Below are 24,752 nucleotides of genomic sequence, written 5' to 3'. Positions count from 1 at the left end.
TGGGGGAGAGGGCTGGGGTGAGGGGGTAGCTCTTGATTTTGATCTTGATCTAAACCCCAGCCTGCCGATTGGCATACATCCGACACTCCGCCAACAACGCCAGCAAATTCGGGTCACGCTCCTTGGCCTTGAGAAACACCACGCCAATGTGCTGCTGCAACCGGTACTTCTCCTGCAACGGAATCAGCTTCACCCGATTCTCGTACACCGCCGCAATCCGCCCCGGCAACAAGGCGTACCCCACCCCTGAGCTGACCATGCTCAGCAGGGTGAAGATGTCATTGACCTGCATCGCCACCTTCGGCTCGAACCCTGCTTGCTTGAATACCCGCACACCGTCCTGATGCGTGGCGAAGCCCTGGGTCAGGGTGATGAAGGTTTCATCGCGCACTTCCGCCAGATCGACTTCACTGCGCTGAGCGAATTTTGAATCCGCCGGGGTGGCGAGGAAGATGTCGTCGGAGAACAGCGCAATCTGTTCGCAATCGGGGTCGTTGATGCTGTCGTCCAGCGACACCAGAATCGCGTCGACTTCCATGTTTTTCAGCTTGTAGAGCAGGTCGATGTTCGAGCCGAGGATCAGGTCGATGTTGAGTTCGCTGCGGCGGATCTTCAGGCCCATGATCAGCTGCGGCACGGTCTTCACCGTCAGTGAATACAGCGAGCCGAGCTTGAAGCGCTCGGCGGAGAACCCGGCGGCTTCGCGGGTCAGGCGCACGCTGTCGACGACGTCGTTGATCAGCTTCTGCGCACGTTCCTCCAGCACATAAGCGCTTTCCAGCGGCGTCAGGTTGCGCCCTTCGTGTTTGAACAGCGGGCAGCGCAGAGCATTTTCCAAAGAGTGAATGGCGCGGTGCACGCTGACGTTGCTGGTCTGCAGTTCAGCGGCGGCGCGGGCGAGGTTGCCGGTGCGCATGAAGGCGAGGAACACCTCGAGTTTTTTCAGGGTCAATTCTTCGTCGATCAGCATGGCGCGGACTCTTTTTGGTATCGGCCGATTGTGCCCAATTCCCGCGGGCCGCGCAGGCGAGGTTGAACAGAAACATTGCGCTTTTACGCTCAAGGCCCGAGCCTTGCGCGCTGCGGTAACGAATGTGAGGTGAGCAATACATGTATCACGGGGAAAAACTCAACGCCTGGACCCATCTGGTCGGGGCCATCGCCGCGTTTATCGGCGGCGTGTGGATGCTGGTGATTGCCAGCCTCGACGGCAGTCCGTGGAAGATTGTCAGCGTGGCGATCTACGCCTTCACTTTGCTGGTGCTCTACAGCGCCTCGACCGTGTATCACAGCGTGCGCGGGCGCAAGAAAGCGATTATGAAGAAGGTCGATCATTTCTCGATCTACCTGTTGATCGCCGGCAGCTACACGCCGTTCTGTCTGGTGACGTTACGCGGGCCTTGGGGCTGGACGCTGTTCGGGATTGTCTGGGGGCTGGCGCTGATCGGCATTCTGCAAGAGATCAAACCGCGCTCCGAAGCGCGGATTCTGTCGATCGTGATTTACGCGGTGATGGGCTGGATCGTGCTGGTCGCGGTCAAACCGCTGATTGCCGCACTGGGCACGGCCGGGTTTGCCTGGCTGGCGTCGGGCGGGGTTTTGTATACGGTGGGGATTATCTTCTTTGCCCTGGATCACCGCCTGCGGCATGCCCATGGCATCTGGCATCTGTTTGTGATCGCGGGAAGTCTGCTGCACTTTGTGGCGATTCTGTTTTACGTCCTGTAAATGCAATCCCTGTGGGAGCGAGCCTGCTCGCGAAGGCGTCAGGTCAGCCAACACCTTCGTTGAATGAAACACCGCTTTCGCGAGCAGGCTCGCTCCCACAATAAATCTTCAGTGAACTCTGGTTTTGTGAACACCCTAGATCCAATGTGGGAGCGAGCCTGCTCGCGAAGGGGCCTTAGAAGTCACCCCACAGTTGCTGGGCCACCGCCAACGCCACCACCGGCGCGGTCTCGGTGCGCAACACGCGCGGGCCGAGGCGGGCGGCGTGGAAGCCATTGCCTTTGGCCTGCTCGACTTCGCCGTCCGTCAAGCCACCTTCCGGTCCGATCAGGAACGCCAGCGTCGCCGGTTTGGCATGGCTGACCAGCGGTTCTGCGACCGGGTGCAGCACCAGTTTCAATTCGGCTTCAGTCTGCTTGAGCCAGTCCGCCAGCAATACTGGTGGATGAATCACCGGCACCCGTGAACGCCCGCACTGTTCGCAGGCACTGATCGCCACCTGGCGCCAGTGCAGCAAGCGCTTGTCGGCGCGTTCGTCCTTGAGGCGCACTTCGCAGCGTTCGCTGAAGATCGGCGTGATTTGCGTCACGCCCAGTTCAGTGGCTTTCTGAATCGCCCAGTCCATGCGCTCGCCCCGGGACAGGCCCTGGCCGAGGTGGATCTGTAGCGGCGATTCGATTTGCCCGGCGAATTGCTCGTCGATTTGTACGACCACGCGTTTCTTGCCGACGTCCACCAAGGACCCGCGAAATTCATGGCCGGAACCGTCGAACAACTGCACCGCATCGCCTTCGGCCATGCGCAACACGCGGCTGATGTAATGCGCCTGGGCTTCCGGCAGTTCGTGTTCGCCAGTGCTCAGCGGGGCGTCGATAAAGAAGCGGGACAGTCTCATGCGGGGTCTCTGTAAAAAGTGTAAAAGTCTGGCGGCCCTATCGCTGGCAAGCCAGCTCCCACAAGGACTTGCGCAGGACCTGTGGGAGCTGGCTTGCCAGCGATGACGGTAGTCCGTTCACCGCTGAAGCTTAAGTGAAATAGATCAGCCCGGATCGCGGAAGCCGGGATGGAAGTCTTTCGGCACCGCCACGCTGACGCTGTCACGCGTAGCAATATCAATACCTTCACTGGCCACTTCGGCCAGAAAGTCGATCTGCTCCGGGGTGATCACATACGGCGGCAGGAAATACACCACGCTGCCCAGTGGCCGCAACAACGCGCCACGTTCAAGCGCATGTTGGAAGACCTTCAAACCGCGACGCTCCTGCCAAGGGTAGGCCTCTTTGGTGGCTTTATCCTTGACCATCTCGATGGCCAGGACCATGCCGGTCTGGCGCACTTCCGACACATTCGGATGATCCACCAGATGCGCGGTCGCCGAGGCCATGCGCTGTGCCAAGGCTTTGTTGTTCTCGATGACGTTGTCCTGCTCGAAGATATCCAGGGTCGCCAATGCCGCCGCACAAGCGAGCGGGTTGCCGGTGTAGCTGTGCGAGTGGAGGAAGGCGCGCAGGGTCGGGTAGTCGTCGTAGAAGGCGCTGTAGACCTCGTCGGTGGTCAGGCACGCGGCCAGCGGCAGGTAGCCGCCGGTGAGGGCTTTCGACAGGCAGAGGAAGTCCGGGCGGATGCCGGCCTGTTCGCAGGCGAACATCGTTCCGGTGCGGCCGAAGCCGACGGCGATTTCGTCGTGGATCAGGTGCACGCCGTAACGGTCGCAGGCCTCGCGCAACAGCTTGAGGTACACCGGGTGATACATGCGCATGCCGCCCGCGCCCTGAATCAACGGCTCGACGATCACTGCCGCGACGCTGTCATGATTCTCTGCCAGCGTCTGTTCCATGGCCGCGAACATATTGCGTGAGTGTTCTTCCCAGCCCATGCCGTCGGGCCGGCCGTAGCAATCCGGGCTCGGCACTTTGATGGTGTCCATCAGCAGCGCTTTGTAGGTCTCGGTGAACAGCGGCACATCGCCGACCGCCATCGCCGCCATGGTCTCGCCGTGATAGCTGTTGGTCAGGGTGACGAAGCGCTTCTTGTTCGGCTGGCCGCGATTGAGCCAGTAGTGAAAGCTCATCTTCAGCGCGACTTCGATGCAGGACGAGCCGTTATCGGCGTAGAACACCCGGTTCAGGCCTTGCGGGGTCATCTTCACCAAGCGCTCGGACAGCTCGATCACCGGCTGATGGCTGAAACCGGCAAGAATCACATGTTCGAGTTGATCGACCTGATCCTTGATGCGCTGGTTGATGCGCGGGTTGGCGTGGCCGAACACGTTGACCCACCAGGAACTGACTGCGTCGAGGTAGCGCTTGCCTTCGAAGTCTTCGAGCCAGACGCCTTCGCCGCGCTTGATCGGGATCAGCGGCAGCTGTTCGTGGTCTTTCATCTGGGTGCAGGGATGCCACAACACCGCGAGATCGCGTTGCATCCACTGGTTATTCAGGCCCATTTACAGTCTCCTCGAGGCGGCTCGCGTCAGGCGCGGGCAAACAATCGCGCAAGCCTATGCAATGCATCGCGCGGGAACAACCCATTGTGTCGATTGAACTACTTTGTCTGAGCCGATAGACGTCGCTGGCGGCGTTTTGATGGCTAACGTATTCTTCGCGGTTCTTTGAGTCGTCTGACTCGCAAAACTGCTTTTTCCCACATGTTTTTCCGGAGTTCGCTGAATGTCTGTCGGTTGGCTGCGCGCCTGTGCGCTGGTGATGTTGGGGCTGTTCAGCGTTACGGCGCTGGCCAAGGATAAAACCGCGATCGTGATTGGCGGCGGCCTGTCGGGTCTGACCGCTGCTTACGAACTGCAGAACAAAGGCTGGCAGGTCACCCTGCTGGAAGCCAAACCGAGCCTGGGCGGGCGCTCGGGCATGGCCACCAGCGAGTGGATCGGCAACGACAAGACTCAGCCGGTGCTGAACAAGTACGTCTCGACCTTCAAGCTCGGCACCACGCCGGCGCCGGAATTCGTCCGTACCCCGGGCTATCTGATCGACGGCGATTATTTCTCCGCCGCTGATCTGGCCACCAAGCAGCCAGCCACCGCCGATGCGCTCAAGCGCTACCAGAAAACCCTCGACGATCTGGCGCGCTCGATCGACGACCCGCAGAACCCGGCAGCGACCGCCACCCTGCATGCACTGGACCAGATCACCGTATCGAGCTGGCTCGACAAGCAGAACCTGCCGGCCACCGCGCGTCAGTTGATCAACCAGGACATCCGCACCCACTACGACGAACCTTCGCGTCTGTCGCTGCTGTATTTCGCTCAGCAGAACCGCGTCTATCGCGGCGTTTCCGACCGCGACCTGCGCGCCTCGCGTCTGGTCGGCGGCAGCCAGGTCCTGGCCCAGGCCTTCGTCAAACAGATCAAGACCATCAAGACCAGCTCGCCGGTCTCGGCCATCATCCAGGACAAGGACGGTGTGACCGTCAAAGTCGGCAGCGTCGGCTATCAGGCCGACTACGTTGTGCTGGCGGTACCGCTGCGCGCGCTGAACAAGATCGCCCTGACCCCGGCGCTGGATGCCCAGCATCTGGCGGCGATCAAAGGCACCAACTACGGCTGGCGCGACCAGATCATGCTGAAGTTCAAGACGCCAGTGTGGGAAAGCAAATCGCGCATGTCCGGCGAGATCTACAGCAATACCGGTCTGGGCATGCTCTGGATCGAACCGGCACTGAAGGGCGGCGCCAACGTGGTGATCAACCTGTCCGGCGATAACGCCCGTGTGATGCAGGCGTTCGGCGACAAGCAGATGGTCGATCAGGTGCTGATCCGTCTGCACGCGTTTTACCCACAGGCCCGTGGCTCGTTCACCGGTTATGAAATCCGTCGCTACAGCACCGATCCGTCGATGGGCGGCGCCTACCTGGCTTACGGCCCGGGGCAGATCAGCAAGTTCTGGCGCCTGTGGGAACGTCCGCTGCAACGCGTAGCGTTTGCCGGCGAACACACCGACACCTTGTACCCGGGCACTCTGGAAGGCGCACTGCGCACCGGCCAGCGCGCGGCCAGCCAGGTTGAAGATCTGGCGGCAGGCAAGTCCTTTGAACCGGTCAAAGTGGTTCCGGCTGCAGCAGCTGCAGGCGCGGCGGGTGCCGTGGCGGCGAAGAAGGGCAACTTCTTCAGCAACCTGTTTGGCGGTTCGGATGACGAGAAGAAGCCAGAGCCTGTGAAGGCGCCAGAGCCTGCGCCAGCACCTGTTGCTCCAGCGCCTGCGCCGACCCCGGCACCTGCACCTGCGCCGGTGGAAGCACCGAAGCCAGCGGCCCCGGTAAAAGCCGAGCCGGCGAAAAAAGCAGCGGCCAAGCCAGCGGCGAAGAAACCGGCGGCAAAAACCGAAACGAAAAAGCCGGCGGCCAAACCGGCGGCGAAGAAGGCTGAACCGGCGAAGAAGCCAGCGGCCAAGCCTGCTGCAACGACCGAGACCAAGGCGCAGTAAGGCTTTGTTCACATGAAAACGCGGCCCTCGGGTCGCGTTTTTTTTTGCCCTGCGTTTCAGTCCTTCGTCATCCGGTTACGGGACTTACCGGCGTACCGGAGCCTTCCCACAAGATGCTCGGAATGAGGTGATAGCCGCTGCCAGCGCGCCAATTTTATGCTGGAAAAAATTGGAGGCATGCTATGAAAACGCTTATCGCGATACTGGTTTTGATTGCACTTTCCGGATGTAGCAACGGGCAATTTTTCCCCGGCGGCTATGGTTCTGAACTGGCGCACAAGTGCCACATAGACCCCTACAGTGCCGAATGCCTGCAACCGCCGGCAGTACTCCATAACTGATCGGCCATGAATGGCTGGTCAGTCAAAACTCCCACTTGTAGAATTCTGTCCCGTTCGGCAGTTTCCTCAGCCACTTTTGCTTGGGTTTGCGCAGGCGCCCGGGAATGAAACCGAAACGCGCCCAGCGCAGACTGCCCGTGCGCTGGTCGTAAATCACCAGGTTTCCATCGTCCTGCACAGTCATGTATGTGTTGTACCAAAGCGACTTGTCGGTGCTGTGCGTGCTTTCCGCGATCCATAATCGTCGCCTGGAGGGGTCATAAAGAAAGCCGCTGTTGCTGATCACAAACTGCAGCGGCTCGCGCATCTTCTTCGGGTGCAAAGTTGCGCTGTAAGGTTGATTGGCGTCGGCGATCCAGATGATCGCCTCACCGTCCTTGAGCACGAGGTTCCCGTCGCTTTGCAGCATCAGACGAAATCGACCGTTCTCGGATTGCAGGAATTGGCCCGCAGACATCGTTTGATTGGGCGGCAGTACAGAAGAACCACTTGCTTGAAAGGGCGTATATCGCAGAGCCATGTTTTCGTGCCTGTTTGAATAATGAAAAGAAGCATCATTCGAGCAGGTTTGAATTGCGCATCAGCGGTACATAGTTATCAGGGGCGAGTTTCGCCGTCTGCGTGTGCAGAGACGACGATGGTCAATGCAGCCCCCGTCATTTGTACAAGCGCTCCACGCAGGAATCGCCTTTAATCCTTCCTTAACACCCCGCTCGCAGACTCTTGATCGTATTTATCGATATTTCAAAGCAAAATTTTTCGCTTTAATTCGATAGATAACTCGCTAGTCTTGGTTCGCAGTTCTCACAGGATTTGGGCAATGCAGCTACGTAACTCTTCTTCGCGCTATGGTTGGGTCAGCATCTTCATGCACTGGGGCGTGGCGCTGGCGGTCTTCGGGCTGTTTGCGCTGGGTCTGTGGATGGTTGGGCTGGATTACTACAGCACTTGGCGCAAAGACGCGCCGGATCTGCACAAGAGCATCGGTCTGGTGCTGCTCGGTGTGATGGTGTTGCGGGTGCTGTGGCGCTTCATCAGCCCACCGCCGCCAACGCTGCAAAGCTACAGCCGCATGACCCGTATCGGCGCTAAATTCGGCCACGGGTTTCTGTATCTGGCGCTGTTCGCTGTGATGATTGCCGGTTACCTGATTTCCACCGCAGACGGTGTCGGGATCCCGGTGTTTGGCCTGTTTGAAGTCCCTGCTCTGCTCTCCGGACTACCGGATCAGGCAGATACCGCTGGGGTGATTCATCTGTGGCTGGCGTGGGCACTGGTAATTTTTTCCGGTCTCCATGCGTTGGCAGCATTGAAGCACCACTTTATCGATCGTGATGCGACCCTCACTCGAATGCTCGGTCGCAAAGCCTGAAATTCAACCTCGACTCAAAGGAAAAGAAAGCATGTTGAAAAAGACTCTGGCCGCTCTGGCAATCGGTTCGGCCGTGCTGTCCGCCAACGTAATGGCTGCTGACTATGTAGTAGACAAGGAAGGTCAGCACGCCTTCGTCGACTTCAAGATCAGCCACCTGGGCTACAGCTACATCACCGGTACCTTCAAGGACATCGACGGCAAGTTCAGCTTCGACGCTGCCAAGCCTGAAGACAGCAAGATCGAGTTCAACGTCAACACTGCCAGCGTGTTCACCAACCACGCCGAGCGCGACAAGCACATCGCCAGCGCTGATTTCCTCAACGCCAGCAAGTTCGGCAAGGCTACTTTCGTATCCACCAGCGTCAAGTCCACCGGTGCCAACACCGCTGACGTGACCGGCGACCTGACCCTGCTGGGCGTAACCAAGCCGGTTGTCGTCAAGGCCACCTTCCTGGGCGAAGGCAAGGATCCATGGGGCGGCTACCGTGCCGGCTTCGAAGGCACCACCACCATCAAGCGTTCCGATTTCGGCAAGCAGAAAGACCTCGGTCCGAAGTCCGATGCGGTCGAGCTGTATGTTTCGTTCGAAGGTGTGAAAGCGAAATAACTTTCGCCGCCACATGAAAACGCCCCCGGTCGAAAGGCCGGGGGCGTTTTTTTTTGCCATAACACGCTATTCCTTGTGGGAGCGAGCCTGCTCGTGAAAGCGGTGTGTCAATCGGCAAAGATTCAGCTGACCCGCCGCCTTCGCGAGCAGGCTCGCTCCCACAGGGGTATTGCGGTATGGCAGAGATAATCGAGGTAAAAAAATGCCCCGGCTCTTTCGAGTCGGGGCATTTTTCATGACGGTATGAAACTCAGCGATTGCGGGTCAGCAGTGCTGGTTTCTCGCCACGCGGGCGGCTTGGCAGTTGATCGAGCTGCTCAGGCGTCGGGAAGCGGTCGGCTTTCGATTCCTTGTGCATGATCTTCGGACCGTTGCTGCGCGGGTTCTGCACGGCCGGTTCGCTGCGAGGTTGATCGTCACGGGCCGGGCGGCGGTTGCGCGGCGCGGATTCGTCGCGACGACCCTGACCATCACGCGGTGCGCCATTGCGCGGGCCGCTGCGTTTGGCCGGTGGTGTGCCGGTGCTCGAGCCGTTGCTGTTGCGCGGACCGTTCTGGCGACCCTGAGGCTGGCCACCGCGTGGTGCGCCAGCGCCTTGCGCCGGTGCGCCCGGACGACGGCCACGGCCGCCGGCAGGGGCGGCTTTCGGCACGTAGTCGACGCGGTTACCGAAGTTATCGATATCGTCGTCGAGGAATTCGTCCGGGGCACGGTCAGCCGCTGCACGCGGTGGCTGGCTCGGGCGCTGGTCGCGGCTCGGGGTGCCTTCGCGCGGTTTCTGCTGACGGGCAGGGCGCTCGCCACGTTCACCGGCCGGTTTTTCCTTGCCCTTGTCTTTGCCTTTGTCCTTGCGACCACCACCACCGCCGCCGCCATTCGGACCGTCGCCACGCGGGCCACGGGAATTGCGCGGGTTGCGGATGTCCGGACGCTCGCGGGCTTCCGGCTTCTCGGCTTCGATGGTGCTGGAGTCGAAGCCCATCAGATCGCCGTCGGCAATCTTCTGCTTGGTCATGCGCTCGATGCTTTTCAGCAGTTTTTCTTCGTCCGGCGCGACCAGCGAGATCGCCTCGCCCGAACGACCGGCGCGGCCGGTACGGCCGATACGGTGCACATAGTCTTCATCGACGTTCGGCAGCTCGAAGTTGACCACATGCGGCAACTGATCGATGTCCAGGCCACGGGCAGCGATGTCGGTGGCAACCAGAATGCGTACTTCGCCGGCCTTGAAGTCGGCCAGGGCTTTGGTGCGCGCGTTCTGGCTCTTGTTACCGTGGATTGCCACAGCCGACAGGCCGTGTTTGTCCAGGTATTCAGCGAGACGGTTGGCGCCGTGCTTGGTGCGGGTAAAAACCAGTACCTGTTCCCACGCGCCGGCGGTGATCAGGTGCGCCAGCAGCGCACGCTTGTGGCTGGCCGGCAGGCGGAACACGCGTTGTTCGATGCGCTCGACCGTGGTGTTTGGCGGCGTCACTTCGATGCGTTCCGGGTTGTGCAGCAGCTTGCCGGCGAGGTCGGTGATGTCTTTGGAGAAGGTCGCCGAGAACAGCAGGTTCTGACGCTTGGCCGGCAGACGCGCGAGGACTTTCTTCACGTCGTGGACAAAACCCATGTCGAGCATGCGGTCGGCTTCGTCGAGAACGAGAATTTCCACGTGGGACAGATCGACGCTGCCCTGGCCGGCGAGGTCGAGCAAGCGACCCGGGCAGGCGACGAGAACGTCGACGCCACGGGACATGGCCTGGACCTGCGGGTTCATGCCGACGCCGCCGAAGATGCAGGCGCTGACGAATTTCAGGTCACGGGCGTAGATCTTGAAGCTCTCGTGCACCTGGGCCGCGAGTTCGCGGGTCGGGGTCAGGACCAGCACGCGAGGTTGGCGCGGGCCGTGACGCTGGGATTTGTCCGGGTGACCGTTGGGGAACAACCGCTCCAGAATCGGGAGGGCGAAGCCGCCGGTTTTACCGGTACCTGTCTGAGCCGCCACCATCAGGTCGCGACCTTGCAACACGGCGGGAATGGCCCGCTGTTGCACCGGAGTAGGCTCGGTATAGCCCGCATCTTCGATGGCACGGACTAAAGCCTCGGAGAGACCGAGGGAAGCAAAGGACATGAGTAATCCTGTTTTAGTTAGGGCTTGGCCCAATGGGAGTCTTGCCTGGCGCGAATCACGTTTAAGAGGACGCAATCCCGTCCGGTCCAGCGGCGGTTCCGAAGGCACGTCAGGAGCGCTCGCGCGGGCTGAAAGCTGCGCTGTAGCGGGTCGAGAGGCCTGTTACGGTTCCGGGCGTCCGGGCGTGAGCCTGGCGGGAACGCCGGAGTATAACAGAGCAATCACTGCGCGCTGCTTTCCTGCTGCTCAACGGTTTCGCCGCTGGCCGTGGCCGAGCGCAGTGATGCGCTATCGACAGGCGCGGCACCGTAGCGCGCGCTGAGCTCCGCGTAGGCCGGTTCGCGCTTGAAACGCTTGAGCTCGGCACCGAAACGCTGCACCAGCAAATCCATGCCGGCATTGCGCCGAACTGCAAGAAACTGGCTCTGACGGCTGATAACCGTCGGGTTTTCCGTGATCAGATCGCGAATATTCAGCTCATCGAGCAAATGCTGACCGACGCGGCGATCGGTAATCAGCAGGTCAATCCGCCCGCGCACCAGTTTGCCGAAATTGGCTTCATGAGTTGGCGCCGGCTCACGGGTAAACAGGTCCGACTGGCTGAAGTCAGGGCTGTACAGATAACCCGGCGAGGTGCCGATGGTCAGGCCTTTGAGTTGTTCGAGGGTGTTGAATGGATGCGGCCGCTCGTTGGCGTAGAACATCACGAATTCGACGTCGGACAGCGGTTCGCTGGGGTAGAGCAGAGTGGCGTCGCGTTCGGCGCTGTGAAAGATGTCCAGCGCACCGTCGGCTTGACCGGTCTCGAGCATCGACAGGCAGCGCTTCCACGGCAGGAACTGCCATTCCACTTCAATGCCCAGGCGCTGGAACACGATGGCGGTGGTTTCGTAGTCAAGACCGAGGTTTTTACCACCCTGTTCGTAGACGTAAGGCGCCCACGGCTCGGTGACAATACGCAACTTCTCCCCCCGAGCGGCGACGCTCAGGCAAGTCAGAAGAATAACGCTCAGCAGTTGGGCAATAAGGGGCATGGCCTGAGGTTAGTACGCGAAACGCCTGATGAGAAGCTCTGGCATGCATGTTTCGCGCAGACCCCGGGCGCAATGGCCGCGATGGCCTTATTTGCTTGCAGTTTTCAGCAGGTGTTGGTGGACCTTCGCGTGACGCGCACCAAGGATCCGCTTGACCAGGCCGCGACTGAACCAGTCCCTGAGCAAGTGCCTGCAAACCGGCTTGCCGATGCGTTGCTGCTGGTTTTCCAGCGCCTTGTCCCACCAGACCGCTGCACACGCCTGATCGAACTCGTTGGGATGTTCATAGCAGCCGTAAAGGATTTCGCGAATGAACTGACGCAGATGTGCCGGCAGCAGCAACGTGACGAGCTTGTAGAACATCCGCTGCAGTCGCGGTGGTCGAGGCAGTTGCGGTGATACACGTCGGGTGTCGTCCAGTGCAGCCTCGCCGGTCGGGTTGTCGCCATGTTTGGCGACCCAGGCCTGAACCTTGGCCCTGAACAGGTGCTTGCGGCTCCAGTAATGGTGAATCAGATCCGGGCACTTGTTGACGTCCAGCGTGCGGTAGGCGGCCACTGACAGGCAGAACTCTTCGAGGGTGTAGGCGCCCTGTGCCGACGGGAACAGCTCATCGATCAAAGCGATGGAGCGGTCGAGCACGTGAGCGTCCTGGCGGTGCAAGCCGATGACGCCGGAGTTGAGCAGGCGCATGTGATCGTCAGTCAGGCCTTTGTCCAGCAGTGTGGCCGACAGCGTGCGATAGAGCAGGCTCATCTTGTTGTCGCCATAGCGGGCGTAGTAGTCGTTGCACAGCAGGGTGCCGGGCTGCACCCGCTCGAACAGTTTGAGCGGCGAGCAGTGGAAGAACGTGTCGGTGTCGATCAACAGCGCCGTTTCATGCTCTTCAAGTACCGAGCGCAAAGCGACATGTTTGATGCGGAAATGATAACCGTGGGGCTCGCTCCATTTCTGGCGCGTTTCGGCGTCCAGCGGGCGAACGCGTACGGGGAGATGTGCATAGGGTTGCGGATTGTCGCTGAAGACCTGGATATCGATCGGGGCATCCGGTGTCTCGCGCAACCACGCCAGAGCACTGGCGATGCTGAAAACAGCTTCCTGATGGTAAGTCTCGGCACCGAAAACCAGATAGACCAGTTGAGGGCGTGTTTTTGTTTGCGCGCAGATCATCGACGACAATATTCCATTTGTGCTTTTCAGTGAAAAGGCCCGGTGAGGGCCTTTTTTATCGCATGGAAAACCTTCAGCGCGGCAGCTTCAGGTTGTTCCAGATCGCCAGGCTAGGTTCGGCCTGGTTCATCGAGTAGAAGTGCAGCCCCGGTGCGCCGCCCTGCAGCAGGCGTTCGCACATTTCGCTGACGACTTGTTCGCCAAAGCTTTGAATGCTTCGCGTGTCATCGCCGTAGGCTTCCAGTTGCTTGCGGATCCAGCGCGGGATTTCCGCACCGCAGGCATCGGAGAAGCGCGCGAGTTTGCTGTAGTTGGTGATCGGCATGATCCCCGGCACGATCGGCAGATCCACGCCCAGCGCCTGCAAACGGTCGACGAAGTAGAAGTAGCTGTCGGCGTTGAAGAAGTACTGGGTGATCGCGCTGTCGGCACCGGCCTTTGCCTTGCGCACGAAGTTGGCGAGATCGTCTTCGTAGTTGCGTGCTTGCGGATGCATCTCCGGGTAAGCCGCGACTTCGATGTGGAAATGATCGGCGGTTTCTTCACGAATGAATTCCACCAGTTCATTGGCGTGACGCAGCTCACCGCTGGTCATGCCCATGCCGGACGGCAGGTCGCCACGCAGGGCAACGATGCGCTTGATGCCGGCAGCCTTGTATTCGTTCAGCAGGCCGCGCAGGTCGTCCTTGCTGTCACCGACGCACGACAGGTGCGGTGCGGCGGGTACTTTGACTTCGCTTTCCAGCTGCAACACGGTGTTGAGCGTGCGATCACGGGTCGAACCGCCAGCGCCGTAGGTGCAGGAAAAGAAATCAGGATTGTAGGTGGCCAACTGACGGGCAGTGGCAAGCAGCTTTTCTTGCCCGGCATCGGTCTTGGTCGGGAAAAACTCGAAGCTGTAGCGACGGTCTTGGGACATGGTCATACCCTTGGAAACAAGTACCTTCGAGACGCTGCAATCCGGTGTGGGAGCGAGCCTGCTCGCGAAAGAGCTGGGTCAGACAACACGGATGTTGAATGATAAGCCGCCTTCGCGAGCAAGCTCGCTCCCACAGGGAGAGCGAGCATTCAGCGCCTGTTAGTAACGGTAGGCGTGCGGCTTGAACGGGCCTTCGACGGTGACGCCGATGTAGTCAGCCTGTTGCTTGGTCAGTTGGGTGACCACGCCGCCGAAGCCGCGAACCATTTCCAGGGCCACTTCTTCGTCGAGTTTCTTCGGCAGCACTTCAACGGTCAGCCGCTCGGCTTTCTGCGCTGGCGACAGGTCGGCGTACTTCTGGCCGAACAGGAAGATCTGTGCCAGAACCTGGTTGGCGAACGAACCGTCCATGATGCGGCTCGGGTGACCGGTGGCGTTGCCCAGGTTCACCAGACGGCCTTCGGCCAGCAGGATCAGGTAATCGTCGTTCTGTGGATCGAAGCTGCCGGCACCGGTGCGGTGAACCTTGTGCACCTGTGGCTTCACTTCTTCCCATGCCCAGTTCTTGCGCATGAAAGCGGTGTCGATTTCGTTGTCGAAGTGACCGATGTTGCAGACCACGGCGCGCTTCTTCAGCGCTTTGAGCATGTTCGCGTCGCAAACATTGACGTTACCGGTGGTGGTCACGATCAGGTCGATCTTGCCCAGCAGCGCTTTGTCGATGCTTGCTTCGGTGCCGTTGTTGATACCGTCGATGAACGGCGAAACCAGTTCAAAACCGTCCATGCACGCCTGCATGGCGCAGATCGGGTCAACTTCGGAAACCTTAACGATCATGCCTTCCTGACGCAGGGACTGGGCCGAGCCCTTGCCCACGTCACCGTAACCGATGACCAGCGCTTGCTTGCCGGACAGCAGGTGGTCGGTGCCGCGCTTGATCGCATCGTTCAGGCTGTGACGGCAGCCGTACTTGTTGTCGTTCTTGGACTTGGTCACCGAGTCGTTGACGTTGATCGCCGGGATCTTCAGCTCGCCCTTGGCCAGCATGTCCAGCAGACGGTGTACGCCAGTGGTGGTTTCTTCGGTCACGCCGTGAACGCGATCCAGCACTTGCGGGTATTTCTTGTGCAGCAGCTCGGTCAGGTCGCCGCCGTCGTCGAGGATCATGTTGGCGTCCCATGGCTGGCCATCCTTGAGGATGGTCTGCTCCAGGCACCACTCGTACTCTTCTTCAGTCTCGCCTTTCCAGGCGAACACCGGGATACCGGCGGCAGCGATAGCGGCAGCGGCCTGATCCTGAGTGGAGAAAATATTGCAGGACGACCAGCGTACTTCGGCACCCAGGGCAACCAGGGTTTCGATCAGCACGGCGGTCTGAATGGTCATGTGGATGCAGCCGAGGATTTTTGCGCCTTTGAGCGGCTGCTCGGCAGCGTATTTGCGGCGCAGACCCATGAGGGCAGGCATTTCCGATTCGGCGATGATGGTTTCGCGACGGCCCCAGGCAGCCAGGGACATGTCGGCAACTTTGTAATCGGTAAAATCGGCAGGCGTGTTGACAGCGCTCATGAAGAGCCTCCATTCGTAATGTATGCGAATGGGCGCCGTTGTGCGTTTAGTGTCCGGCGTGAGCCGGTCAACGCCCCATCCGAGCCTGACAGGTCGAACCTGCTGCAGCGCCCCTCGGACAGGTGGCGGGAAAACGGTAGCCAATGAACGTTACCGTTTTTTGAAACGGGGGCGATTATAGCCGCCCGGGCTGATCTTCCAAAGGGTTTCTGTCGGCCAGATGAAGATCGCCAATGGCGACCATAGTCGCAGCCGCCTGGAGCCTGACTGAGCAGTCTGCCAAGATGGGCGCATCTTTCGGCAAGCGCTCAGGAGTGAACATGAATTTCCACACCCGCAAATGGGTTAAACCCGAAGACCTCAACCCCAACGGCACCCTGTTCGGCGGCAGCCTGCTGCGCTGGATCGATGAAGAAGCGGCGATCTACGCCATCGTGCAACTGGGCAACCAGCGCGTGGTGACCAAGTACATCTCGGAAATCAACTTCGTCAGCGCCTCGCGCCAGGGCGACATCATCGAACTGGGCATCACCGCCACCGAATTCGGCCGCACCTCGATCACCCTGACCTGCGAAGTGCGCAACAAAATCACCCGCAAGAGCATCCTCACCGTCGAGAAAATGGTGTTCGTCAATCTCGGCGAAGACGGCCTGCCGGCGCCGCACGGGCGGACCGAGATCAAATATGTGAAAGACCAGTTCAAGGATGACGAGGCCGTTCAATAAGATCGGCGGCGCATTCTTCGCGAGCAGGCTCGCTCCCACAGGTACAGCGTGATCCTTGTGGGAGCGAGCCTGCTCGCGAAAGCGGTTGCCAATTCAGCGGAGATTCGCCTGGCCACTGAACAGCCATGAAGCGCAACGGTCGTAGCTACATCCCCCCCCACCGGTTGCCACGCCATGACCACCCCCACCAGCGAAAAGACCCCCGACCTCTCGGCCAAGGAGCAGCACGAAGTCGAGAAGAGCCAGCCGCCGCGCGCGGCCGTTCTGCATGAAATCATCCGCACCCAGGGCGACCAGGAACTGGAGCGCAGCATTGCCGCGCTGTGGTGGTCTGCGCTGGCGGCAGGATTGACCATGGGCCTGTCCCTGATGGGCATGGGCCTGCTCAATTCGCGCCTGCCCGACGGCGACGAATTCAAGGTGATCGCCAGTTTCGGCTACTGCGCCGGTTTCCTCGCGGTGATCCTTGCCCGCCAGCAGCTGTTCACCGAGAACACCTTGACCGCCGTGCTGCCGGTGATGACCAAGCCGACGCTGAAGAATTTTCTGCGACTGATCCGTCTGTGGACGGTGGTACTGGTCGGCAACCTCTGCGGGACGATTCTGGTCGCCTACGTGATGCTGGAACTGCCGATTTTCGACAGCAAGACCGACGTCGCCTTCCTCGAGATCGGCCGCAAGGTCATGGAACACAGCGCCAGTCAGATGTTCGCCAAGGGCATCGTCTCCGGCTGGATGATCGCCACCATGGTCTGGATGATCCCCTCCATGGAGAGCGCGAAGATGTGGATCATCATCCTCATCACCTACTTCATGGCGCTGGGCGACTTCACCCATATCGTCGTCGGATCGGCGGAAGTGTCCTATCTGGTGTTTGCCGGCGAGTTGCCGTGGAGTGATTTCTGGGCGGTGTTCGCCGGGCCGACGCTGGCAGGAAATATCATCGGCGGCAGCTTTATCTTCGCGCTGATCAGCCATGCGCAGATTCGCAGCGAAAGCGGTGCGCCGAAGGAATCTGCGGATCAGGCTGTTAAGCCCGATCCGCAGTCGATCAAGAAATGATCAGTGGTGGGCTGGCTCAGCCACGCTCGCGGGCTCGTTGCGCGTCGCGTGCTTGACCAGTTTGCCGATGGTCAGGCCCTGCAGCAGGATCGACGACAGCACGACGATGTAGGTGATGCTCAGCAGCAGATCGCGCTCCGGGCCCAGCGGCAGCGCCAGCGCCAGTGCCACCGAAACACCGCCGCGCAAACCGCCCCAAGTGAGGATGCGGATGGTGCCGGCCGGCACTGAGCGCCAGCGCCGCAGCAGCAGGATCGCCGGCGCCACGGTAAGCAGGCGCGACAACAGAATCGCCACCGCCAGCAGACCTGCGGCGGCCATGTGCAGCCAGTTGAACGGCAGCAGCAACAACTCCATGCCGATCAGCGCAAACAGCAGCGCGTTGAGCATGTCATCGAGCAATTCCCAGAAGCCGTCCAGATAACGGCGGGTCATGTCGTTCATCGCCAGATTGCGCCCGAGGTTGCCGATGATCAGACCGGCCACCACCATCGCAATCGGCGCCGAGACGTGCAACTCGGTGGACATCGCCGAGCCACCGATCACCAGGGCCAGGGTCAGCATCACGGTGATCTGATGCTGCTCGACGCTTTTGATCATCCGATAGACCAGATAACCGATCAGTCCGCCGAACAACACACCACCGATCGCCTCATGGACGAAGAGCATGGCCGTGGCGCTGACGGTCGGGGTTTCGCCCAGTTGCGCGATGCCCAGCAGCACGGTGAAGACCACCACCGCCGTGCCGTCGTTGAACAGTGATTCGCCGACGATGGTGGTTTTCAGTGGCTTCGAAGCGTTGGCGGTACGCAACACGCCGAGTACCGCAATCGGGTCGGTCGGTGAGATCAGCGCGCCGAACAACAGGCAGTAGAGGAAACTCACGTGCCAGCCGAACAGGGCAAAAATGTAGAAGGCCAGGCTGCCGATCACCACGGTGGCGATCAACACGCCGAAGGTCGCCAGCAGGCCGATCGGCCAGCGGTAGCTACGCAAATCATTGAGGTTGACGTGCAGGGCGCCGGCGAACAGCAGGAACGAGAGCATCCAGTTCATCAGCAGATCGCCGAAATCGATCTGTCCGATCAGTTGCTGCACGCGATCTTCGAGGCCGGGAAAGCCGAGGACGCTGAGGCCTTGCAGGAGCAATGAGAACAGCAGGGCGGTAACCATCACGCCGATGGTCGGCGGCAGGCCGATAAAGCGGAAATTGACGAAGGTCAGGAGGGTGGTGAGGCAGATGAAAGCGGCGACAAGTTCAAGCATCCGGGGTCCTTTGGATGAGGGGTGAATGGAGCGCGACCGGAGGTTGGACGCAGGGGTTTGATGGGGCGGGGTTGGCTGAGGGCACATTCGAATGGCGCGTCATGCTCAACAACAACCCCCTCACCCCAGCCCTCTCCCGAGAGAGAGGGAGCTGACCGAGGTGTCTGGCGAGGTGCATCGACCTGGACGATCGGGTCGATTATGGATTCAGCAATGCACGTTCAAGTCGGCGTGGGTATCGAGCATCCCCCGATCAGTCCCCTCTCCCTTCGGGAGAGGGCTAGGGTAGGGCTCTATCTGACACACCACGATCAGCCAGTCACATTGACCGCACTCGCCTGCCGACGTTGCAGGTAAATGAACAACAGCGCCGTCAGCACCGTCAGCACGCCAACCAGCGCCCCGGTCCACGGCAGATCCGCCAGATCCGCGCCGCTGGCAACCACCAGTCCACCGATCCAGGCGCCTGCGGCATTGCCAAGGTTGAACGCGCTCTGGTTCAGCGTCGAACCCAGATTCGGCGCTTCATGCGCCTGATCGATGATCAGCAGCTGCAGAATCGGGCACAGCGCAAAGGCGAAAATCCCCCATAGCACCAGGGTGACCGCCGCCGGAATCACCGAGCGGCTGGTCTGGCTGAACGCCGCCAGAATCACCACTACTGCCAGTGCCACGCCGACCAGTGACGGCAGCAAGCGGCTATCGGCCAGACGCCCGCCGAGCATGCTGCCCGCTGTCAGGCCGACGCCGAACAACAGCAGCATCACCGTCACGCCGTGGGGGCTGACGCCAGTGATGTCTTGCAGGATCGGTGCGATATACGTGAACACGCTGAACAGGCTGGTCGAGGCCAGCACGCTCATGCCCAGCGCCAGCAGCACGTTGGCCTTGCCCAGCACTTTGAATTCGCTGGCGAGGTTGGCTTTGTCCATTGCGATGTGTTTTGGCAGCCACAACCACTGCGCCAGCGCCGCAATAATGCCGATCACCGACACCGCCCAGAAGGTCGAGCGCCAGCCAGCGTATTGGCCCAGCGCTGTGCCGAGTGGCACGCCGAGCACGTTGGCCAGGGTCAGGCCGGTGAACATCATGGCAATGGCTTGCGCGCGTTTGTTCGGCGCAACCAGGCCAGCGGCAACCACCGAGCCAATGCCGAAAAACGCGCCATGACACAGCGCCGTGACCACGCGCGCCGCCATCAGCGTCGCGTAGTTCGGCGCGAGCGCGCAGAGCACGTTGCCGAGGATGAACATCAGCGTCATGCCCAGCAGTGTCGCTTTGCGCGGCATATTGGCGGTGCCGATCGCCAGGATCGGTGCGCCGAACACCACGCCCAGGGCGTAACCGGTGATCAGCAGCCCGGCATGAGGAATGCTCACCGCCAGATCGCGGGCAACGTCGGGCAGCAGGCCCATGATGACGAATTCGGTGGTGCCGATGCCGAATGCGGCAACGGCGAGTGCAAGTAAAGCGAGGGGCATGCGCAAGGTCTCTGTCGGTAGTCTTGACGCTTTGATCAGGCATACGCGTGCCAGCGACCGTTTTCGAAGAAAGCGGAGCAGGCAGCTTTTATTGGAATTTTTTGGTGTGCAGCTGAGTACGGCGTGGTGGGTTGCAGTATAAACAGCTGCTGACACATGGCGAATCAATAATCTGACTAATCGACGGCTCACTGGAACTGCGGTGTTATATCCAGCTGAAAGAACCTTTCGGCCGGGTGTGGCTCTTAGCCTGTGGGCTGGTATTGATCGGCATGCTAGTGATGAAGTTCTGACCGCTCGCCAATTTCTCCAATCGAAAAAAGGACGACGTTATGACAGTGGCTCTGTGGTGTGTGTTGATCGCGATTTTCCTGCCGTACGTGTGCACGATCGTGGCGAAGGCCACCGGCGGTTTCCGCCTCAAGGACAATTACGATCCACGGGACTTTCTCGACAGCGTCGATGGCGTCGCCCGTCGCGCCCACGCCGCGCAACTGAACAGCTTTGAAGTAACGCCCGCGTTTGCCGCTGCGGTGATCGTTGCGCATCTGGTCGGCACTGCGGAGCTGGTGACGGTCAATGTGCTGGCCGTGCTGTTTATCACCAGCCGCCTGCTGTACATCATTTGCTACCTGGCTGACTGGGCTGCACTGCGTTCGGTGGTGTGGTTTATCGGGATGGGGCTGATTGCTTCGTTTTTCTTTGTGTCCATCTGAAAGCAGGCTCAAAAGATCGCAGCCTGCGGCAGCTCCTACAGAGGAATGCATACTCCTGTAGGAGCTGCCGAAGGCTGCGATCTTTTGCCTTTAGGGTTTGTCAGCCACCTGCGGCACTTGCGGCAACTCTTTTCCTTTAGGCCAGAGCATCCAGATCTGCCCCTGCTGTTTCATGTCCCCGGCCAGTTGCCCGGCCGCATCGCCGGTGCCCCAGAACAGATCCGCGCGCACCTCGCCGGCAATCGCGCCGCCGGTGTCCTGCGCCGCGACCGGGCGCACCAGTGGGGTGCCATCCGGTTTGGTGGTCGACAGCCATAACAGACTGCCCAACGGAATCACCTTGCGATCCACTGCCGCGCTGTAGCCGGCGGTCAACGGCACGTTCAGCGAGCCGCGCGGGCCTTCGTTGCTGTCCGGGTTGCGGGTGAAGAACACGTAGCTTGGGTTGCTGGCCAGCAGTTGCGGAATGCGCGTGGGGTTGGCCTTGGCCCAGTTGCTGATCGCGGTCATGGTCACGTCTTCTTTCTTCAGCTCGCCTTGCTCGACCAGCCAGCGACCGATCGGTCGGTACGGGTGGCCGTTCTGATCGGCGTAGGCAATGCGCAGCTGTTTGCCGTCCTCGGTCTGAATCCGGCCCGAGCCCTGGATCTGCAGAAATTGCAGGTTCATCGGATCAGTCAGATAGGCGACCACTGGCGCTTTCACGCCATTGGATTCAATGGTCGCCGCGTCGTCGTAAGGCTTGAGCACGCGTCCTTCGAGGCGGCCGCGCAGGCGCTTGCCTTTCAATTCCGGGTAGATGCTGTCGAGCGAGACGATGATCATGTCTTCCGGCACGCCATACACCGGCACGTTCGCCGTTGCGGTTGGCGTCAGGCTGCCGGGGTACACCGGTTCGTAGTAGCCAGTGATCAGGCCGTTGGGGTTGTCGTTCTCGGCGCGCAGGCCGTAGACATCGAGATTCTGCTTGAGGAATGCACGAATCTCGGCGGCACTTTGCGGCACATTCGCCGCCGCAGCGCAGGTCGGCCCCCAGGCTGCGTCGGCTTTGAGTCGGGTGCACGCGCTGCGCCAGGAACCGAAACCGGCGACCAGATCGCTGTCGGAGACAGCGGGCAAGGCTTCCCAGGTCGCGCTGGAATAGGTGGCCAGCGCATGGGTTTTTGGTTTGGCGCTGTCGCCGCCTGTGCAACCGGCGAGGATGGCGAGCAGTGGAAGGGTGACGATAAGCGGGTGACGCCAGGCCGTGAAGCGGCTGTTCATGGAGTGATTCCTGTGCCGATTGGCCGAGAGCTCCATGCGCTCGACCAACCCGTATTTTTAATAGGGCTATTGGTGTTTGGCGGTGAGCCGAGGATACTGGCCGCCGATTTCCGCGACCTGAAGCCATCATGACTCTGAAACCAATTGCTGTTGTATTGCTGGCCTGTCTGACCTTGTCCGCCTGTGGCGGCGTCGACCCGAATTCGCCGCTGGGCCAGCGCAAGGCCATCTTCAAGCAGATGCTCAAGACCAGCGAAGACCTCGGCGGCATGTTGCGCGGGCGCATTGCCTTCGACGGACCGAAATTTGCCGAGGGCGCGGTCAGACTTGATGCGTTGGCCCATGAACCGTGGAAGCATTTTCCGCAGGTGCGCGAGGAAGATCACACCAGCGCCAAGGACGATGTCTGGCAGAAACAGGCGCGTTTTCAGCAACTGGCCCGCGCCCTCGAAGCGGCTACCGGTGAACTGGTGGTCGCCAGTCAGGTTCAGCCGTACAAGGCCAGCAATCTCGGACCGGCAGTGCAGAAAGTCGAGGATGCCTGCAGTGCTTGCCATAAAGAGTTTCGCGATCATTGATTCCTGAGGCTGCTGAGTACCTTGTGGCGAGGGGATTTATCCCCGATGGGCTGCGAAGCAGCCCCAAAACCATACAGCCGGGTTTTTTCAGTCGGACCCGACCAGTCGAATTTGCGACAGCTTCGCCGCCGGACGGGGATAAATCCCCTCACCACAGGGCTTGGGTTACTTATCGATCTCGTCCAGCGCTTCCTGCAGTTCCTTGCGCGACTCGGCGAGCTTTTCCTTGCGCTTGTTGATCTTCTCCGGATCGCCCTTCTTCATGGCCTTGTCGAGGTCCGCCTGACGCTGGCTGACTTCATGCTTGGCCTCAAGCACCTTGTTCTCACGCTCTTTCTTCAGCCCGGCGTCGGTGCAATGTTCGTTCACTTCACGCAGTGCGGTTTCCAGGCCTGCCTGCTGCTCCATGTTGCCGCGCGACTTGGCCTGTTCGATCTGATTGATGATGCCCTGCTTCTTGGCAGCGCAACCGGTCAGGCCCGGGCCGTCTTCTTCGGCCATGACCGGGGCGGCCATGACGCCGCAAAGAGTAAGCAGGGCGAGCGGTGCGAGAAATTTCATAAAAGCTCCATGTGCAAAGGCAATCGGGGTTGGAGGGCACTGCGCTGTTGGAGCGTCTGGCCGGCCGTTGGGTTCCCGCCGGGCGGGGATTGCAGGTTCAGAAGCCGTCGATTCCGGCGGCTTTCAGGGTGTCACTCAAAGCCAGTACCTGCGGGTCACGAAAGAATGCGCTCAGTTGCGCCGCGCGTCCCGGGCCGATACCGGCTTCTGCCTGCCATTGTTCAGTGTCGCGTTGTGCCAGGGCCTGCCACGAATCGTCCAGTTGTGCCTGTCCGGTCGGCGGCATGCCCAGCGCTTTCAACCATCGAGCGAACGGCTGTTGCCGCGCGCCCTGAAAACTGTCGATCAGCCGTGCGCTGCTGCGCTCGCCGAGGCCGGCAATGTTAGCAAGCTCTGACGCATCGAGGGTCAGCCAATCCAGCAGGTGTTTCAGACGGCCTGTTTCCAAAAGTTTCTCCCAGGTGCCGCGACCGACATGCTGCATGGCCAGGCCCTGCTTGCCACTGAGCCAGGTCAGACGCGCGAGAAACTGGCTTTCACACCCCGGCGTCGGTTGCCAGCAGCTCAGGGCGTGGTAGTCGCCAGCATCGGGGATGTTGATGTCCGCCCGTTCGCTGGTGCGCAGCACGACACTGTCGAGGCGCGGAATGGTCAGCCCGGCCAGACTGATTGCCACCTGATCGCCGGGACGGATGTCGAGGGTTTGCCAGCGCTTGAGTGAGCTGACGCTGACCCGTTTGATTTCGCGGTCATCGAGTCTGACCGGCAGCAGTTCCAGCACCGGCGTGATCCGCCCGGTGCGGCCGATCTTGAAATTGACCTTGCGCACTTCGGCCAATGCCTGGGCGAAAGGGTATTTCCAGGCGATCGCCCAATACGGCGCGCGAGCCTGCCAGCGTTCGGCGGGTGGCCGTTGGCTCTGACGCAGCACCACGCCGTCGCTGGCAAAGGGCAGGGGCGAGTGATACCAGTGCTCGCGCCATTTTTGCGCGTCGTCGAATCGGCTGATGGGCTGTGTAAAGGGCTCGGTTGCAGCGAACCCCAATGTCTGAAGTTCGGACAATCTTTCCGGCAGCCGCACAGGACCTTGCGGCCAGTCCCAGACAAACAGGCCGATCCCGGCGGCCTGTTCGGCATCGAGGGATTTGCGCCCCATCAGCCCGGCGACGGTGGCGCGGGCATTGACGCTGCCGGACTGTGATTGAACATGTGCATTCAGACGCCAATAGAGTTCGCCCTGTACCAGCAGATCCCGTGGCTGCCTCAACCGTTGCGGAATGGCTGCAATCCTGCGCGCGGAGGCGGTCCAGTCCTGGCCGTTGACCCCGTCACCGCGACTGATCGCCTGCTGCAATATCCCCTGGCGGTAGATCAGCGTGACAGCCACGCCGTCGACCTTGGGCTGCACCCAGACGTTCTGGCGATCACGCAACCAGTGGGCGACGTCTTCGGCTTTGTGCAGCTTGTCCAGACCGGTGTGGGCGATGGGGTGGGTGACCGGGCCGGACGCGGTGTGCAACGGCTGCGGGGATGAGGGTTGGTTGAAACAGGCTTGCCATTCTTTCAGCCGCAGTCGGGACTGGTCATAGAGCTCGTCGCTGATCAATGAACGGCCTTCGCGGTGATAGGCGTCGTCCCATTGGTCGATCCGGTTTTGCAGGCTGGTGATTTCGCGTTGGGCTTGGGAATGATCCCAGTTCGGACAGTTGGCTTGGCTGACAAGGGTGATGAGTGCCAGCAGGAAAGCCAGCAACAGGCGCAGTGTGAAGAGCATCGTTGAGCGTCCTTGCTCGGGGGTAATATTT

Annotated in this window: 22 protein-coding genes and 1 riboswitch; of the genes, 8 read left to right on the top strand and 14 right to left on the bottom strand. The window is 60.6% G+C overall.

What is annotated here, in order from left to right:
* Positions 1-49: 49 nt before the first annotated feature.
* Positions 50-970, bottom strand: coding sequence for a LysR family transcriptional regulator (locus AB4N85_RS19785; protein WP_056786436.1), 921 nt, complete (start codon positions 968-970; stop codon positions 50-52).
* Between the two features lie 140 nt (positions 971-1,110).
* Between AB4N85_RS19785 and trhA the strand changes: the two genes are divergently transcribed.
* Positions 1,111-1,728 (top strand): PAQR family membrane homeostasis protein TrhA, encoded by a 618-nt coding sequence (gene trhA / locus AB4N85_RS19780; protein WP_039757573.1) that lies wholly within the window; start codon positions 1,111-1,113, stop codon positions 1,726-1,728.
* Positions 1,729-1,903: 175 nt separating this feature from the next.
* Here the strand turns inward: trhA and AB4N85_RS19775 are convergent, their stop codons facing one another.
* Together AB4N85_RS19775 and AB4N85_RS19770 are read right to left on the bottom strand one after the other, a co-directional pair.
* Positions 1,904-2,623, bottom strand: coding sequence for a 16S rRNA (uracil(1498)-N(3))-methyltransferase (locus tag AB4N85_RS19775; protein WP_041476795.1), 720 nt, complete (start codon positions 2,621-2,623; stop codon positions 1,904-1,906).
* 144 nt (positions 2,624-2,767) lie between these two features.
* On the bottom strand, positions 2,768-4,174 hold the full coding sequence (locus AB4N85_RS19770; RefSeq protein ID WP_460065552.1) for an adenosylmethionine--8-amino-7-oxononanoate transaminase: 1,407 nt from the start codon (positions 4,172-4,174) through the stop codon (positions 2,768-2,770).
* 223 nt (positions 4,175-4,397) lie between these two features.
* Here AB4N85_RS19770 and AB4N85_RS19765 point away from each other — a divergent pair, with 223 nt between their 5' ends.
* Complete coding sequence (locus AB4N85_RS19765; protein WP_041476793.1) at positions 4,398-6,167, top strand: flavin monoamine oxidase family protein; 1,770 nt, start codon at positions 4,398-4,400, stop codon at positions 6,165-6,167.
* A 363-nt stretch (positions 6,168-6,530) separates the two neighbouring features.
* Here AB4N85_RS19765 and llpB read toward each other — a convergent pair whose 3' ends face one another.
* A complete protein-coding gene (gene llpB, locus AB4N85_RS19760) occupies positions 6,531-7,028 on the bottom strand; it encodes a lectin-like bacteriocin LlpB (protein ID WP_460065549.1) in 498 nt (165 codons plus the stop codon).
* A gap of 300 nt (positions 7,029-7,328) precedes the next feature.
* Between llpB and AB4N85_RS19755 the strand changes: the two genes are divergently transcribed.
* A complete protein-coding gene (locus AB4N85_RS19755; protein WP_041476792.1) occupies positions 7,329-7,880 on the top strand; it encodes a cytochrome b in 552 nt (183 codons plus the stop codon).
* A gap of 31 nt (positions 7,881-7,911) precedes the next feature.
* Positions 7,912-8,490 (top strand): YceI family protein, encoded by a 579-nt coding sequence (locus tag AB4N85_RS19750; RefSeq protein ID WP_039757580.1) that lies wholly within the window; start codon positions 7,912-7,914, stop codon positions 8,488-8,490.
* A gap of 250 nt (positions 8,491-8,740) precedes the next feature.
* Here the strand turns inward: AB4N85_RS19750 and AB4N85_RS19745 are convergent, their stop codons facing one another.
* The 5 genes from AB4N85_RS19745 to ahcY all read right to left on the bottom strand — a co-directional run bounded on the left by AB4N85_RS19745 (position 8,741) and on the right by ahcY (position 15,295).
* Entirely contained in the window at positions 8,741-10,603 is a 1,863-nt protein-coding gene (locus tag AB4N85_RS19745) for a DEAD/DEAH box helicase (RefSeq protein WP_460065546.1), read from the bottom strand.
* A gap of 221 nt (positions 10,604-10,824) precedes the next feature.
* Positions 10,825-11,637, bottom strand: coding sequence for a substrate-binding periplasmic protein (locus tag AB4N85_RS19740; protein WP_252868412.1), 813 nt, complete (start codon positions 11,635-11,637; stop codon positions 10,825-10,827).
* An 87-nt stretch (positions 11,638-11,724) separates the two neighbouring features.
* Positions 11,725-12,807, bottom strand: a complete 1,083-nt coding sequence (locus AB4N85_RS19735; RefSeq protein WP_323619794.1) for a hypothetical protein — start codon at positions 12,805-12,807, stop codon at positions 11,725-11,727.
* 73 nt (positions 12,808-12,880) lie between these two features.
* Complete coding sequence (gene metF / locus AB4N85_RS19730) at positions 12,881-13,726, bottom strand: methylenetetrahydrofolate reductase [NAD(P)H] (RefSeq protein ID WP_056786871.1); 846 nt, start codon at positions 13,724-13,726, stop codon at positions 12,881-12,883.
* Between the two features lie 159 nt (positions 13,727-13,885).
* Positions 13,886-15,295, bottom strand: coding sequence for an adenosylhomocysteinase (gene ahcY, locus AB4N85_RS19725; protein WP_041476788.1), 1,410 nt, complete (start codon positions 15,293-15,295; stop codon positions 13,886-13,888).
* Positions 15,296-15,318: 23 nt separating this feature from the next.
* A riboswitch (S-adenosyl-L-homocysteine riboswitch) is annotated at positions 15,319-15,417 on the bottom strand.
* Between the two features lie 198 nt (positions 15,418-15,615).
* On the opposite strand from ahcY, the gene AB4N85_RS19720 reads away from it, so the two are divergent.
* Together AB4N85_RS19720 and AB4N85_RS19715 are read left to right on the top strand one after the other, a co-directional pair.
* A complete protein-coding gene (locus AB4N85_RS19720; protein ID WP_016772772.1) occupies positions 15,616-16,020 on the top strand; it encodes an acyl-CoA thioesterase in 405 nt (134 codons plus the stop codon).
* Positions 16,021-16,194: 174 nt separating this feature from the next.
* A complete protein-coding gene (locus AB4N85_RS19715) occupies positions 16,195-17,082 on the top strand; it encodes a formate/nitrite transporter family protein (RefSeq protein WP_041476959.1) in 888 nt (295 codons plus the stop codon).
* Here the strand turns inward: AB4N85_RS19715 and AB4N85_RS19710 are convergent, their stop codons facing one another.
* Positions 17,083-18,348, bottom strand: coding sequence for a cation:proton antiporter (locus tag AB4N85_RS19710; RefSeq protein ID WP_024014630.1), 1,266 nt, complete (start codon positions 18,346-18,348; stop codon positions 17,083-17,085).
* Between the two features lie 311 nt (positions 18,349-18,659).
* Positions 18,660-19,829 (bottom strand): MFS transporter, encoded by a 1,170-nt coding sequence (locus AB4N85_RS19705; protein ID WP_460065541.1) that lies wholly within the window; start codon positions 19,827-19,829, stop codon positions 18,660-18,662.
* Between the two features lie 332 nt (positions 19,830-20,161).
* Between AB4N85_RS19705 and AB4N85_RS19700 the strand changes: the two genes are divergently transcribed.
* Positions 20,162-20,545: an MAPEG family protein gene (locus tag AB4N85_RS19700; RefSeq protein ID WP_024014628.1), complete on the top strand. Its 384-nt coding sequence runs from the start codon at positions 20,162-20,164 to the stop codon at positions 20,543-20,545.
* Positions 20,546-20,635: 90 nt separating this feature from the next.
* Here AB4N85_RS19700 and mltA read toward each other — a convergent pair whose 3' ends face one another.
* Positions 20,636-21,808, bottom strand: a complete 1,173-nt coding sequence (gene mltA / locus AB4N85_RS19695) for a murein transglycosylase A (protein WP_460065538.1) — start codon at positions 21,806-21,808, stop codon at positions 20,636-20,638.
* Positions 21,809-21,936: 128 nt separating this feature from the next.
* On the opposite strand from mltA, the gene AB4N85_RS19690 reads away from it, so the two are divergent.
* Positions 21,937-22,386, top strand: a complete 450-nt coding sequence (locus tag AB4N85_RS19690; protein ID WP_095181353.1) for a c-type cytochrome — start codon at positions 21,937-21,939, stop codon at positions 22,384-22,386.
* A gap of 165 nt (positions 22,387-22,551) precedes the next feature.
* On the opposite strand, the gene AB4N85_RS19685 is transcribed toward AB4N85_RS19690, so the two are convergent.
* A complete protein-coding gene (locus AB4N85_RS19685) occupies positions 22,552-22,947 on the bottom strand; it encodes a DUF1090 domain-containing protein (protein WP_016772779.1) in 396 nt (131 codons plus the stop codon).
* Positions 22,948-23,044: 97 nt separating this feature from the next.
* Complete coding sequence (ligB, locus tag AB4N85_RS19680; RefSeq protein ID WP_460065533.1) at positions 23,045-24,721, bottom strand: NAD-dependent DNA ligase LigB; 1,677 nt, start codon at positions 24,719-24,721, stop codon at positions 23,045-23,047.
* Positions 24,722-24,752 lie beyond the last annotated feature (31 nt).

This window comes from Pseudomonas sp. H1_G08, from assembly GCF_054681355.1.
Note: the sequence above shows the minus strand (reverse complement) of the source record. Positions and strands in the feature narration are given on the sequence as shown.

Coding starts and splice junctions, on each gene's coding strand:
- AB4N85_RS19700 (WP_024014628.1), top strand. CDS start 20,162: ATGACAGTGGCTCTGTGGTGTGTGTTGATCGCGATTTTCCTGCCGTAC.
- AB4N85_RS19685 (WP_016772779.1), bottom strand. CDS start 22,947: ATGAAATTTCTCGCACCGCTCGCCCTGCTTACTCTTTGCGGCGTCATG.
- AB4N85_RS19710 (WP_024014630.1), bottom strand. CDS start 18,348: ATGCTTGAACTTGTCGCCGCTTTCATCTGCCTCACCACCCTCCTGACC.
- AB4N85_RS19740 (WP_252868412.1), bottom strand. CDS start 11,637: ATGCCCCTTATTGCCCAACTGCTGAGCGTTATTCTTCTGACTTGCCTG.
- trhA (WP_039757573.1), top strand. CDS start 1,111: ATGTATCACGGGGAAAAACTCAACGCCTGGACCCATCTGGTCGGGGCC.
- AB4N85_RS19745 (WP_460065546.1), bottom strand. CDS start 10,603: ATGTCCTTTGCTTCCCTCGGTCTCTCCGAGGCTTTAGTCCGTGCCATC.
- AB4N85_RS19690 (WP_095181353.1), top strand. CDS start 21,937: ATGACTCTGAAACCAATTGCTGTTGTATTGCTGGCCTGTCTGACCTTG.
- llpB (WP_460065549.1), bottom strand. CDS start 7,028: ATGGCTCTGCGATATACGCCCTTTCAAGCAAGTGGTTCTTCTGTACTG.
- AB4N85_RS19755 (WP_041476792.1), top strand. CDS start 7,329: ATGCAGCTACGTAACTCTTCTTCGCGCTATGGTTGGGTCAGCATCTTC.
- ligB (WP_460065533.1), bottom strand. CDS start 24,721: ATGCTCTTCACACTGCGCCTGTTGCTGGCTTTCCTGCTGGCACTCATC.
- mltA (WP_460065538.1), bottom strand. CDS start 21,808: ATGAACAGCCGCTTCACGGCCTGGCGTCACCCGCTTATCGTCACCCTT.
- metF (WP_056786871.1), bottom strand. CDS start 13,726: ATGTCCCAAGACCGTCGCTACAGCTTCGAGTTTTTCCCGACCAAGACC.
- AB4N85_RS19785 (WP_056786436.1), bottom strand. CDS start 970: ATGCTGATCGACGAAGAATTGACCCTGAAAAAACTCGAGGTGTTCCTC.
- AB4N85_RS19705 (WP_460065541.1), bottom strand. CDS start 19,829: ATGCCCCTCGCTTTACTTGCACTCGCCGTTGCCGCATTCGGCATCGGC.
- AB4N85_RS19720 (WP_016772772.1), top strand. CDS start 15,616: ATGAATTTCCACACCCGCAAATGGGTTAAACCCGAAGACCTCAACCCC.
- AB4N85_RS19770 (WP_460065552.1), bottom strand. CDS start 4,174: ATGGGCCTGAATAACCAGTGGATGCAACGCGATCTCGCGGTGTTGTGG.
- AB4N85_RS19765 (WP_041476793.1), top strand. CDS start 4,398: ATGTCTGTCGGTTGGCTGCGCGCCTGTGCGCTGGTGATGTTGGGGCTG.
- AB4N85_RS19735 (WP_323619794.1), bottom strand. CDS start 12,807: ATGATCTGCGCGCAAACAAAAACACGCCCTCAACTGGTCTATCTGGTT.
- AB4N85_RS19715 (WP_041476959.1), top strand. CDS start 16,195: ATGACCACCCCCACCAGCGAAAAGACCCCCGACCTCTCGGCCAAGGAG.
- AB4N85_RS19775 (WP_041476795.1), bottom strand. CDS start 2,623: ATGAGACTGTCCCGCTTCTTTATCGACGCCCCGCTGAGCACTGGCGAA.
- ahcY (WP_041476788.1), bottom strand. CDS start 15,295: ATGAGCGCTGTCAACACGCCTGCCGATTTTACCGATTACAAAGTTGCC.
- AB4N85_RS19750 (WP_039757580.1), top strand. CDS start 7,912: ATGTTGAAAAAGACTCTGGCCGCTCTGGCAATCGGTTCGGCCGTGCTG.